The 12,832-nt window shown below is 41.4% G+C and carries 11 protein-coding genes (1 of these 11 only partly in view); 7 read left to right on the forward strand and 4 right to left on the reverse strand.

Annotated elements, in window-relative coordinates:
- The first annotated feature begins 3 nt into the window (after positions 1 to 3).
- Positions 4 to 2,172 (forward strand): RNA polymerase sigma factor, encoded by a 2,169-nt coding sequence (locus tag MKZ11_RS09920; protein WP_340794272.1) that lies wholly within the window; start codon positions 4 to 6, stop codon positions 2,170 to 2,172.
- Between the two features lie 113 nt (positions 2,173 to 2,285).
- Positions 2,286 to 2,660: a S1 domain-containing post-transcriptional regulator GSP13 gene (yugI, locus tag MKZ11_RS09925; protein WP_340794275.1), complete on the forward strand. Its 375-nt coding sequence runs from the start codon at positions 2,286 to 2,288 to the stop codon at positions 2,658 to 2,660.
- Between the two features lie 18 nt (positions 2,661 to 2,678).
- Here the strand turns inward: yugI and MKZ11_RS09930 are convergent, their stop codons facing one another.
- A complete protein-coding gene (locus MKZ11_RS09930) occupies positions 2,679 to 3,998 on the reverse strand; it encodes a sigma 54-interacting transcriptional regulator (RefSeq protein WP_340794276.1) in 1,320 nt (439 codons plus the stop codon).
- Between the two features lie 142 nt (positions 3,999 to 4,140).
- Here MKZ11_RS09930 and pruA point away from each other — a divergent pair, with 142 nt between their 5' ends.
- From pruA to MKZ11_RS09945, 3 genes are all read left to right on the forward strand, one after another.
- Positions 4,141 to 5,685, forward strand: a complete 1,545-nt coding sequence (gene pruA / locus MKZ11_RS09935) for an L-glutamate gamma-semialdehyde dehydrogenase (RefSeq protein ID WP_340794278.1) — start codon at positions 4,141 to 4,143, stop codon at positions 5,683 to 5,685.
- A 182-nt stretch (positions 5,686 to 5,867) separates the two neighbouring features.
- Positions 5,868 to 7,061 carry an ornithine--oxo-acid transaminase gene (locus tag MKZ11_RS09940; RefSeq protein WP_340794280.1) on the forward strand — a complete coding sequence of 398 codons (1,194 nt, stop codon included), beginning with the start codon at positions 5,868 to 5,870 and terminating at the stop codon, positions 7,059 to 7,061.
- 79 nt (positions 7,062 to 7,140) lie between these two features.
- Positions 7,141 to 8,385, forward strand: a complete 1,245-nt coding sequence (locus MKZ11_RS09945) for a Glu/Leu/Phe/Val family dehydrogenase (RefSeq protein WP_340794282.1) — start codon at positions 7,141 to 7,143, stop codon at positions 8,383 to 8,385.
- A gap of 110 nt (positions 8,386 to 8,495) precedes the next feature.
- On the opposite strand, the gene MKZ11_RS09950 is transcribed toward MKZ11_RS09945, so the two are convergent.
- Positions 8,496 to 8,732, reverse strand: a complete 237-nt coding sequence (locus MKZ11_RS09950; RefSeq protein WP_340794284.1) for a DUF378 domain-containing protein — start codon at positions 8,730 to 8,732, stop codon at positions 8,496 to 8,498.
- Between the two features lie 119 nt (positions 8,733 to 8,851).
- On the opposite strand from MKZ11_RS09950, the gene MKZ11_RS09955 reads away from it, so the two are divergent.
- Entirely contained in the window at positions 8,852 to 10,015 is a 1,164-nt protein-coding gene (locus MKZ11_RS09955) for an iron-containing alcohol dehydrogenase (RefSeq protein WP_340794286.1), read from the forward strand.
- 181 nt (positions 10,016 to 10,196) lie between these two features.
- Here the strand turns inward: MKZ11_RS09955 and MKZ11_RS09960 are convergent, their stop codons facing one another.
- A complete protein-coding gene (locus MKZ11_RS09960; RefSeq protein ID WP_340794288.1) occupies positions 10,197 to 11,207 on the reverse strand; it encodes a cation diffusion facilitator family transporter in 1,011 nt (336 codons plus the stop codon).
- A 12-nt stretch (positions 11,208 to 11,219) separates the two neighbouring features.
- Entirely contained in the window at positions 11,220 to 11,918 is a 699-nt protein-coding gene (locus tag MKZ11_RS09965) for an MgtC/SapB family protein (RefSeq protein ID WP_340796965.1), read from the reverse strand.
- A 137-nt stretch (positions 11,919 to 12,055) separates the two neighbouring features.
- Between MKZ11_RS09965 and MKZ11_RS09970 the strand changes: the two genes are divergently transcribed.
- On the forward strand, positions 12,056 to 12,832 hold the 5' portion of the coding sequence (locus MKZ11_RS09970) for a DMT family transporter (RefSeq protein ID WP_340794291.1). The gene runs 126 nt beyond the window's last position; only the first 777 of its 903 coding nucleotides appear in the window; the start codon lies at positions 12,056 to 12,058; its stop codon lies off the right edge, out of view.

Raw genomic sequence — 12,832 nt, forward strand, 5'->3', positions numbered from 1 at the left:
GTAATGGAAGAACCTAGTCGGATTGAAAAGGTGAATAATGGGAGTCTTGTAGCATTTGAAGAGTGGATGGATATTTACTCATGTGACATTGAACGGTTTGCTTTTCAGTATGGCTATTCTCCAGAGCAATCCGGCAAAGTGGCTGAGGCAACTTTTGGAAAAATAGTTACGGTAGTAAAAACTTATGTAAATGAAGATAATATCCAACTTGAGCTATATAAAATAGCGGTCGAAAAGTGCACGCTTTCTGAATTGATTAGTCCACTTCCAAGTGGCATTTTGGCCTTTGAGGAAGACGAACAGCTACATCATCAGATTGTCCAGTTAACAAGGGAAGAGAGGTTAGTGTTCATTCTTTCTCGGTTTCATAGTATGAGTGACGAAGAAGTGGCAGTGATTATTGGAATTTCGGTGGATGAAGTACGGCGTTCACTCACTGCCACCTTCTATCATCTGAAAGGTGGGAATTTGGAAAAGAGGCTAGAATTTCTCGATAAATCATATAGGAGAGTCCGCTCTTCATTCAGAAAAGAAATGGTTTTTCGGGATCCGGTTAAAAATTTGACAGAAGTTCGAGTTGAAAAGAAATCAATAACAAAGAAGGTTCTTTTTTCATGGATTGCTGGTGTTCTTTTACTAATTATCCTGCTTACAATTTCAGTCGTGACAAGCGACGAATACAAGAAGTCTTCCGATGAAAAGTATCTAGCGCGCTTGAAAACTTCTTTTGAAAATGAAATAGCAACAAAGTTCAAGACATTAGGGCTCGTTGAACCTAAAAGGGAAGAGCAAGAATTCTACGGAGACATGAACGGGCATGACGAACGTCAACAGTTTGAGGAGTTAACAAAGAAACTTCAAATGCAAATAACTGCCAATGAAAGGATAAACAGGGGAAACGTGCAGGAACAGTACGAAGAAATTATGGCAAATTTGGAATACCCTTCCGAAATGATTGCTAAGCTTTTGAAAAATCCATTGACGGATGACAGAGCTGCAAGTGAGGCGTTTATAAAGGCGTATATAAACGAAGTCAACTGGATTAGTAGTTTGTATGGTGTTGCCTTATACGAATATGAAGGTGTAATTTCAGAAAAACTTGAAAATGGAACGATAGATGTTGAAAAACTACTTCTGAAAAAAAATACATATCCAGAAGAGCTTAGAAAAGTTTTGGGAACAATGGAAGATCAAAACCTTGGGCTCTTCAATGACTCAGAATGGAATTACCTCTATCCTATATATTTGGAAAGTGAAGTGGGTTCGGCGATACGAGATTCAATTCATGAAGATTTTAAAGGATATATAACGTTTTTGGAAACAAATCCAATTAATTATTCGGCAATTCATTCGGAATCGACTCTTCGACAAATGGCAGATTACATCGTAGAACTAGAGAATGTATTACTTACTGATCAACAAGAGGATCGTTCCTATCAAAATGTGCTTAATTATTATAACAACCTGTTTTATGAGGGATTTATTCGAAATGAAGATGGTCGGTTAAGGGGAAGTGATGGGAAATTGAAAAAAGAGTACCGTTCAGCTTGGGGAAAACTGGCTAACACGGGAGAAGACTCGCCATCGGCCTACATTATGAAACAAATCGTGAAAGAAATGGAAGAGAGTGACTGGGAGACGTCGGATAGTTTAGAACGGCTTGAGCACCATCATCTCTATGATGCTGTGGGTCTCGCCAAAAGAGGAGACCTCCACCTATTTTCTTTTGAAAGTGCCATACAAGAAAACGGGAACGAAGTGGCAGTCAATGATCCTGAGTACGTTCGAGAAGTCGAAACGACTTACGTTAATTTCTCAAAGGGACATATGTATAGTACTTTGGCTGGCGTTAAGCCATTAGTCGTATTCGGCGCCTATCTGTATGCCAATGAACAAGAAGATCCAAAGACGATGTGGCATCTGACTAATTATGAATCTATTTCGCTTACGGAGGAAGAATACATTACTAATTGGAAGAAACAGAAGTACGACGTTGGAGAGGCGGATACTTTATTCGCGGAGATGGGGCCCATTACATTAAATGACGTTCCGATTATCCCAATTAGTTATAGGGATGGAGAAGACCTTATCTATGATGGGTGGTTAATTTGGGATGAAGGGATAGGAATATGGTTGATTGAAACAGCTCCGGAAGCTATCGTAGAGCAGTGACTGTATATGGCTATCAGACTGCCATAATTTTGCTTGCCCTTTATAAACATGGTATAATTTTAAGTGGCCTTAAGGGCAGAATCGATACCAAAATAGATTGGGAGCTGTTTTAAATGGCGCGAAAATATGAAGCTGGAGAAGAATTTTCCGGCAAAGTAACAGGCATTCAACCATACGGTGCATTTGTTGCACTTGACGATGAGACACAAGGACTTGTCCACATTTCTGAAATCACGTACGGATTTGTAAAAGACATTAATGAATTTCTCGCTATTGGACAAGAAGTGAAAGTGAAAGTATTAGAAGTAGACGAAGCGGCAGGGAAGATCAGTCTATCAATCCGAGCTCTTCAAGAAGCACCGGCTGCAACACGAAAAGACGACCGTCCGCGCAAGTCATTGCAAGCACGTGTCGACGAAAGTGATGCAGAAGGCTTCAATTCTTTGAAAGACAAACTTCAAGACTGGATCGAAAAGTCTGGACAATAAAAAATGAGGAAAAGGCAATTATGCCTTTTCCTCATTTTTTAATTTCCGCAAACGGTACTGTAAATTCTGCCTGCTCATACCAAGCGCATGCGCAGTTTTCGTGATGTTCTTATCATTGAGCTTCATTGCTTTTTGTAAATAATAGACTTCCACCTCACGCAAAAATTGATCTAGTGGCAGCAACTCTTTGCCTGGCTGGATAATAAAATCAGCGGCTTGTGTGGGTTCATCTGTGATATCTGCGCTCTTCATTCTGAAATGCAGAGGGAGAAGATCATAGGTAATGGCAGTTTCAGACATCGCCAAGGAAGAGATCTCATCGAGAAGAAATTCGAGTTCTCGGGTGTTTCCTGGCCAATCATATCCGAGGAAAAGATGCTCAACTTCTGGAGTGATCTCTTTAAGCGGAGAACCGTAACGCTCACTACGCCGTTCCAAATAAGCTGAAATGAACGGTAATATGTCTTCCTTCCGCTTTCTGAGAGGAGGAATCCGGATGGTGAACGAAGCAAAGAAATAATATAGATCTTTCAATAATGTTCCTGACGCGATTAATTCTACAGGATCATCCCCGATGCTAGCAATGAATTGCCGGTTACTATGAGGCGTTTTTAAAAGGATCGATAGCAGATTCTGCTGTAGTGGAATTGACAGCAAATCGATTCTTTCGCAAAATAACGTCAATGTTTCTGCTACCTCTAAGTCCTCACTCAAACGTCCAATAGGTATAGGATCTGAACTATGACAGAAAAGGGTATAGAATAGGGTGTTGGAAGGCGATAGTTCATTATGTATGCTTTCCGCAATAAGATCTTTACCTGTGCCCGTTTCTCCTATTAATAGTACCGGCAACTTTGCCCGTGCCGCTTTTTTGCCAGTTGTAATTACTGCTTTCATAAGCGGAGAGGAAGCAATAAGTTGGTTAAATGTAACGGGATCACTATTTTTCCGAAATGGCTGAAGCACAAATTTCTCAAGAGCTGTAACGTCGCGGGCTAATTCAACGGCTCCAATAAGGATTTCACGATCAAAAATCGGATACGTATCATTGATTGTCGTAATTTCCGTGCCGTTCCTATTCCAGTACGTCTGTTTTACATTTAATTGCTCCTTGCCGCTTTGCAACACCTTTAAGAGTGTACTTTCTTCTTGTTCAAAATTGAACAGTTCTAAAATAGAACGGTCACCGACGTCTTCAAGAGCGAGCCCTTCGATTTCTTTCATCTTTTCATTGTAGATGACAGTGCGGCCAGTTTTATCAATGGCATGTATACCAACCGCGGCACGGTCAACTGCAAACTGGTAAAAAGGCGAGAGTAATTCGTCGATACTTCTCAAGATAAACACCCCCAAAATAATTTTTCTTGTAAAATTAATGAATAATACTTGATATCCGCAACAATCTTTTGCATTATTATATATGTAATCAATTACTAAGTGCAAATAATCTTTGCGTTTTAACACTATGAGGAGGAATAATATGATTCCATATAAACATGAACCGTTTACAGATTTCACAGTTGAAGAGAATAAACAAGCCTTCCTTGAAGCTTTGAAGCAAGTTGAAGGATACCTTGGTCAAGACTATCCACTTATTATCGGTGGAGAGCGCATCATGACTGAAGAAAAATTAGTATCAACAAATCCAGCAAATAAAGAAGAAGTAATCGGTGCCGTTTCTAAAGCGAGTAAAGATCTTGCTGAAAAAGCGATGAAAATTGCTGACGAAACATTCAACACTTGGAAAAAAGTGAAGCCGGAATTCCGTGCAGATGTATTATTCAAAGCTGCTGCAATCATTCGACGTCGTAAACACGAATTCTCAGCACTTCTTACAAAAGAAGCAGGTAAACCTTGGAATGAAGCGGATGCAGATACAGCTGAAGCAATTGATTTCCTAGAGTTCTATGCGCGCAAAATGCTTGAACTTAAAAATGGTATCCCTGTTGAAAGCCGTCCTGGCGAATTCAACCGTTTTGACTACATTCCTCTTGGAGTTGGCGTTATCATCTCTCCATGGAACTTTGCATTCGCAATCATGGCGGGAACGACAGTTGCTGCTCTTGTAACAGGAAATACAGTACTTCTTAAACCTGCATCGACAACACCAGTTGTTGCATACAAATTTATCGAAGTCCTTGAAGAAGCGGGTATGCCAGCAGGTGTTGTTAACTACATCCCAGGATCTGGTGCTGAAGTGGGCGACTACCTAGTTGACCACCCAAGAACACGCTTTGTATCATTCACTGGTTCACGCGAAGTCGGAACACGCATTTACGAACGTGCAGCTAAAGTGAACGAAGGCCAAATCTGGTTGAAACGCGTTATCGCTGAAATGGGCGGTAAAGATACGATTGTTGTTGATAATGAAGCAGATCTAGAACTTGCTGCACAATCAATCGTTAAATCTGCATTCGGATTCAGCGGACAGAAATGTTCAGCTTGTTCACGTGCGATTATTCATGAAGACGTTTACGACCAAGTCGTTGAACGTGTTGGCGTATTGACGAAAGAATTGACGTACGGCGATCCAACTGAACTATCTAACTTCACTGGTCCAGTAATCGATCAAGCGTCATTCGACAAAGTTATGAGCTACATCGAAATCGGTAAAACAGAAGGTCGTTTAATCGCAGGAGGAACAGGCGACAGCTCGAAAGGATTCTTCGTTGCACCAACGGTTATTGCGGATCTTGATCCAACAGCACGCGTTATGCAAGAAGAAATCTTTGGCCCAGTTGTCGGTTTGTCTAAAGCGAAGAGCTTCACAGAAGCTATCGAATTTGCAAACAACACGGATTACGGTCTAACTGGTGCTGTCATCACAAACAACCGTCATCACATCGAACAAGCTCGTGAAGATTTCCATGTTGGTAACTTGTACTTCAACCGTAATTGCACAGGTGCAATCGTTGGTTACCAACCGTTTGGTGGTTTCAATATGTCAGGTACAGATTCAAAAGCTGGCGGACCGGATTACCTACAACTTCATATGCAAGGAAAAACAACATCAGAAACACTATAAGAAAAGCGTAAGCGCCTTAGTAGACCCGACAAGCGCTGGAAGGCCATAAGATAAAGGCGCACTTTGCCTTTAACTTAAGGACTGAAGCGACTCGAGGGGCTAGGCGCCGGAGCTAGAAAGTGATTTAACAGACCCATCTATTGGGTGGGTCTGTCTCTACATAACAAAGGGGAGGGAAATGTATGACGGTATCAGAAAAAGTAATTGTACAAACAGAGAAATTTGGGGCGAACAACTATCATCCACTGCCAATCGTTATTTCTGAGGCACAAGGGGTTTGGGTAAAAGATCCAGAAGGCAATAAATTCATGGATATGCTTTCCGCATATTCAGCAGTAAACCAGGGGCATCGTCATCCGAAAATTATTCAGGCATTGAAAGACCAAGCTGATAAAGTAACGCTTACTTCTCGTGCATTCCATAATGACCAACTTGGTCCATGGTATGAAAAAATATGTGAACTGTCAGGCAAAGAAATGGCCCTTCCCATGAACACAGGAGCAGAAGCTGTTGAGACGGCTATTAAAGCAGCACGTCGCTGGGCATATGATGTTAAAGGGGTAGCGGAAGGCAAAGCAGAAATCATTGGCTGTGAAGGTAACTTCCATGGTCGTACGATGACGGCTGTATCTCTATCATCAGATGCTGAATATAAACGTGGATTCGGTCCGATGCTACCGGGAATCGAACTTATTCCTTACGGAGATATTAAAGCGCTTGAAGCGGCAATCACTCCGAACACAGCTGCATTCTTGATCGAACCGATTCAAGGGGAAGCTGGAATCATCATTCCACCGGAAGGTTTCATGAAAGCTGCCTATGAACTATGCAAAAAGAATAACGTTCTATTTATTGCGGACGAAATCCAAGCCGGCCTTTGCCGTACTGGTAAAATGTTTGCATGTGAGTGGGAAGACATGAATCCGGATATGTATATCCTAGGTAAAGCATTAGGCGGGGGCGTATTCCCGATTTCATGTGTATTGGCTGACAAGGATGTTCTTGGCGTATTCAATCCTGGATCACACGGTTCAACTTTTGGCGGAAATCCTATGGCATGCGCAGTATCAATCGCATCTTTAGAAGTGCTGGAAGAAGAAGAATTAGCGAAAAAGTCTCTTGAACTCGGAAATTACTTTATGGAAGAGTTAAAGAAAATTGAACATCCGTCGATTAAAGAAGTACGCGGACGCGGATTGTTTATTGGTGTTGAATTGACGGAAGCCGCTCGTCCATATTGTGAAGAGTTGAAAGAGCTTGGATTACTATGTAAAGAAACACACGATACAGTGATCCGCTTTGCTCCGCCACTCATTATCACAAAAGAAGAGTTGGACTGGGCAATCGGAAAAATTAAAAAAGTTTTCGTAAATTAAAATACTTCACAATCCAAGTGTCCGATATGTTACAATATATGCATAGAAAACATTATGAATCAAAGAGGCGAATCATTAAATGACTGAAAACCTGAATCTATTTACGTCTACACAAGCTGTCATAAAAGATGCACTTGACAAATTAGGCTACGATGAAGGAATGTATGAACTTCTAAAAGAACCACTTCGTATGGTTGAAGTACGTATTCCGATTAAAATGGACGATGGCAAAGTTAAAGTTTTCACGGGCTTCCGTGGACAACATAACGATGCTGTTGGACCGACAAAAGGCGGCGTACGTTTTCATCCTGCAGTAACTCTTGATGAAATAAGAGCACTTTCGATGTGGATGACACTTAAAGCGGGAATTGTTGATTTACCATATGGCGGAGGTAAAGGGGGAATCATCTGTGATCCCCGTGAAATGTCGATGGGTGAACTTGAACGCTTAAGCCGCGGCTATGTTCGTGCTTTAAGCCAAGTTATGGGACCTAACAAAGACATTCCTGCACCCGACGTCTTTACAAATGCTCAAATTATGGCATGGATGATGGATGAATATAGCCGGATTGATGAATTTAATTCACCTGGTTTCATTACAGGTAAACCAATTGTTCTTGGTGGATCACAAGGCCGTGACCGCGCAACAGCAGAAGGTGTAACAATCATTATTAATGAGGCGGCTAAACGTCGTGGAATTGATATGAAAGGTGCTCGTATCGTAATTCAAGGTTTTGGAAACGCGGGCAGTTTCTTATCCAAGTTCCTTAATGATGCAGGCGCGAAAGTAATCGGAATTTCTGATGCTTACGGTGCGCTTCATGATCCGGATGGTCTTGATATCGATTACTTACTGGACCGTCGTGATAGCTTCGGAACAGTAACAACACTTTTCGATAACACGATTACAAATGAAGAATTGCTTGAACTTGAATGTGATATTCTTGTGCCAGCAGCAATTGAAAACCAGATTACTGAGAAAAATGCACATAATATCAAAGCTAAAATTGTTGTTGAAGCAGCGAATGGTCCAACAACTACTGAAGGGACAAGAATTCTTTCAGAGCGTGGAATTCTTCTTGTACCAGATGTCCTTGCAAGTGCAGGCGGCGTAACAGTTTCTTACTTCGAATGGGTCCAAAACAACATGGGTTACTACTGGACTGAAGAGGAAGTACGCGAAAAAATGACGAAAAAAATGGTTGATGCATTTGATAACGTCTATACAACTGCAGAAACTCGTAATATCGACATGCGCCTAGCGGCATATATGATTGGTGTTCGCAAAACAGCAGAAGCTTCACGATTCCGTGGTTGGGCGTAATTAGAAAAGCGTCTGGTATCTGAAGCTTAGACACTTTATTAAATGAAAACTCATATTGTCTTATGAGTAAACAGTAAAAGGCATCTCCCGGTGTATACGAGAGATGCCTTTTATCCTTTTTCAGGAACTGGAACAATGACGGCATCGCGATCACGTCGATGGTCGAATAACAAGTTCAGAGTGAGTAAACCCGAAATCCCTATGACAAGGTAAATAAATCGTGCAAGCGGTTCAGCAGAGCCACCGGCGAATTGTGCAACTACATCGAAACGAAATATTCCTGCTACTCCCCAATTGAGAGCACCGATAATTGTGAGTGCCAAGGCTAATTTATGCACTTTTCCCATTTAGCAACACCTCCTAAAATTACTATGCCCTAGAGATATTTATTCATACGTATGCTCTTAATATTGCAAAATGAATTGTTGTTACGGATAATAAAAAGAATAGAAGGAGGCAAAATATAATGAATGAATTTGTATTCCATAATCCAGTTAAGCTTATTTTCGGAAAAGGTCAACTTCAAAATATACCTCAAGAATTAGCGAATTACGGCAAAAAAGTGCTTGTCGTTTACGGGGGCGGCAGCATTAAGCGAAATGGGCTGTACGATGAAGTAATGACGCTTTTACATGTTAATGGTATGGAGGTGTATGAGCTTTCAGGTGTTGAACCAAATCCTCGCGTTTCAACTGCACGAAAAGGTGCAGAGATTTGTAAAGAGGAAGGTATCGACTTTATCTTAGCGGTTGGTGGCGGATCTGTTATCGACTGTGTAAAACTCATCGCATCAGCAGCAAAATACGACGGCGATGCATGGGATCTTGTCACAAAGAAAGTTTTTGCCAAAGACGCACTTCCTTTTGGTACTGTTTTGACAATAGCGGCAACAGGTTCAGAAATGAATGCGGGATCTGTTATTACTAATGAAGAGACGGAAGAAAAATATGGATGGGGCGGTCCACTCAATTTTCCAAAATTTTCTATCCTTGATCCAACCTATACATTATCTGTACCTAAAGATCAGACGATTTACGGAATTGTTGATATGATGTCTCACATTTTTGAGCAATACTTTAATAATGCAAAGAATACTCCAGTACAAGATGAGATGTGTGAAGGTGTATTGCGTGCGATAATGGAAAATGGTCCGAAGCTCGTTGAAGATCTGAATAATTATGAATTACGGGAAACGATTTTGTTTGCTGGTACAATTGCATTGAACGGTTTCCTTCAAATGGGTTATCAGGGTGACTGGGCGACTCATGATATTGAGCACGCTGTATCTGCAGTTTATGATATCCCGCATGCAGGCGGACTTGCGATCCTCTTCCCGCATTGGATGCGTTATAATGTTAAAGTGAATCCAACTCGGTTTGCCAAACTTGCTGTAAATGTATTTGGTGTACTACCGGAAGGGAAGACGGAAGAAGAGGTTGCTTTGGAGGGGATCGAGCGTCTTAGTTCATTCTGGACATCCATAGGAGCACCGAAGACACTTGCCGACTATGACATTAATGACTTGAAACTTGAATTAATGGCAGAAAAAGCAACAGCCAACGGAAAGCTTGGCAAGTTCAGTAGTCTTGATAAAGAGGATGTACTGTCAATTTTAAAAGCTTCATTATAAGAGAAAGAAATTTAAAAAAGTCATGCCGGATTTTGCCGGCATGACTTTTTTGTTTAGGAATAATAAAATCTCACGCTGTGGATAACCTGTGAAAGGTGTTGTTTCACCTCGAGATTTTAGTGCTGGAGGAATCGGATCATAAGCCATCCCTCCATTATCTAAGGTGTAAGTGTTTTTGTTCTCATTCGGGCAGTTTTGACCTGACCTGCTTAGCGGTGTCGGGTGATTTAGACCTTTTCCATGTCGAAACACCGTCATCTTCATCGAAAGAGATAAGGACATCTCGTACTCCTTTTTGATTGAGGACAACTTCCATAAGTCGGTCTCGAACATCATCAACATAAGCGACTGTATGGGACGGATCAACCTCTGCCACAATTTCTACGTGAAGGAATTCCCCTTCTTTGATAACTTCAACGCGTTGGATATCTTTTACGTCGGGGTCTTCTGCGATAAGTTGTGCAATATGATTGAGCATTTCCTCATCGGTTTCTCCGATAGCACCTCGTGCATTTTCGAGGAAGACTTTACCGACAACATAAAACATCATCATCCCGATCATAATGGACGCAATTCCTTCTGCTACGAGTAAGCCGAGGAAATGGGCTAATAGAACAGCGATAAATGCAAGGAGACCACCCAATGTTGCAACAAAGTCTTCCATGAATACTAGTTTGGTCGCAGGCTTAGCGCGACTAAGATTGCGGAACCCGATTGTAATGGGGGCGAATCCTCCTTTATCAATCCCTGTTTCATGCAGAATTTCCTTCCCTGCCTTATAAAGAACAGTGAATTCAAGAATGATACCAATACCAAGTACCGAGAGGTTGATAATTAAATTTCTCATACCGCCCGACTCGGCTGGATTCAGGATATGATGCCACCCGCCTATAATAGCTTCATAGGACATGATTCCAACGATGATGACAGCTCCGAGACAAACTAAGTTAACGACACGGCCAAATCCATTAGGATATTTCGGCGTAGGTGCTTTTTTCGACAGCGCGGAACCAATGAAAACAAAAAACTGATTTGCTGCATCGCCAAATGAGTGCATCATTTCTGCAAACATGGCAACATTTCCGGTGAAGAAAAATGCGGCGGCCTTTAAAATTGCAATGACTGTGTTTACAGCGGCCGCAAGTAATGAAGGTTTGTTGCCTTCTTTTAAAAGTTTTAGCATGTCTCTCATAATACTCCTCCATTAGGGAAATATTTCAATTTCGACCGATTCGATATAAGGAAGTGCCGATAATTCGATATACAAATTAGATGTATGTCTCTTAGGGAGTGCTGAGATCCGAAAATCAAGTTCATGTTGCACTTGAAGTTCTCTTGATACAATCTGGCGAATGCGCAAATTCTCAATTGTCATGCTTTCTGTCTTCAAATAAGCAATTAGATCTTCAATCTTTGACTTATCCGATAACACTACAATGAAGGAAGCTTCTTTTGTACGCAGTCGTTTTGGTCCGAATTTGTCAAGTGCAGGTGCAATGACTTCGATGACAAACATCACTGCTATTACAGCAAACGCAGCTTCAATATAAAATCCTGCACCCACAGCAATACCGATACTTGCCGCTCCCCAAATCATTGCTGCCGTCGTCAGCCCGGTAATACTATCATTCCCTCTGCGCAAAATAGCCCCCGCTCCGAGGAAACCGATGCCGCTGACAATTTGGGCAGCAAGGCGGAGTGGATCCATCGTAACGTTAATATCGGTGCGTGAAGGAACGAGGTAAGCCGACTCTATAGAGACAACGGTCAGGAGGCAGCTAAACGTGGCAATAACAGCACTCGTTTTTAAGCCGATCGGTTTCTTCTTTATTTCCCTTTCTACCCCAATAACTAAACTTAAAACTAAAGCGAGTGTGATTTTAATTAGTACTTCAGGATACATCGCTTCATTTGCAATCCATGTCACATTCGTTCCCCCTCTTAATGTCCTCTATGATTAACCATGTTATACTTACAACTATCTATTACCTTAAATACTATAAATGTAACCTGATTCCCTTTGAAAGAGATGTGTTAGAAATGGAAAAACCCCCAATTCACCCGTACATACCAATCATTATAGGAGTAATATCCGTAGCGCTTTCCGCAATTTTTGTGAAACTCGCTACAGCGGACGCAGGAGTGATCGCGTTTTATAGAATGTTCTTCTCGATCTTGATCATGCTGCCGCTCTTTCTTATGAAGTATAGGAAGGAAGTATTTACGCTTAGCAAAAAAGATTGGGTCTTCTCAGCAATTGCAGGAGTATTTTTGGCGTTTCACTTCATCCTATGGTTTGAATCGTTAAATTACACATCAGTTGCTAGTTCAACTGTGCTTGTTACTTTGCAACCGATATTTGCTTTTGCGGGAACATACTTCTTCTTTAAAGAAAGGCTATCGTTCAAAACAATATTATCGGCCCTGATTGCTGTAGCAGGTAGTGTAATTATTAGCTGGGGAGATTTCAAGTTGAGTGGCACTGCTTTCTATGGAGATATGTTGGCCCTGATTGCTTGTGCACTTATAACAACCTATCTATTATTCGGACAAGATGTGCGTAAACGTCTTTCTCTTATAACGTATACGTTTGTTGTTTACTCGATAAGCACAATCGTGTTGTTCTTTTACGTTCTGCTCAAAGGGGAGTCATTCGGTCCTTATCCGGGGGCTGATTGGTTCTGGTTTATAATGCTTGCCCTTATCCCGAATCTGTTTGGGCATACACTTTTCAATTGGGCGCTCAAGTGGGTTAGCACTAACGTCATATCCATCGGTATTCTTTTTGAACCCGTGGGAGCAGCTATTTTGGCTTTC

Origin of the sequence: Sporosarcina sp. FSL K6-1508 (genome assembly GCF_038007465.1) — a bacterium.
Lineage (GTDB): Bacteria > Bacillota > Bacilli > Bacillales_A > Planococcaceae > Sporosarcina > Sporosarcina psychrophila_B.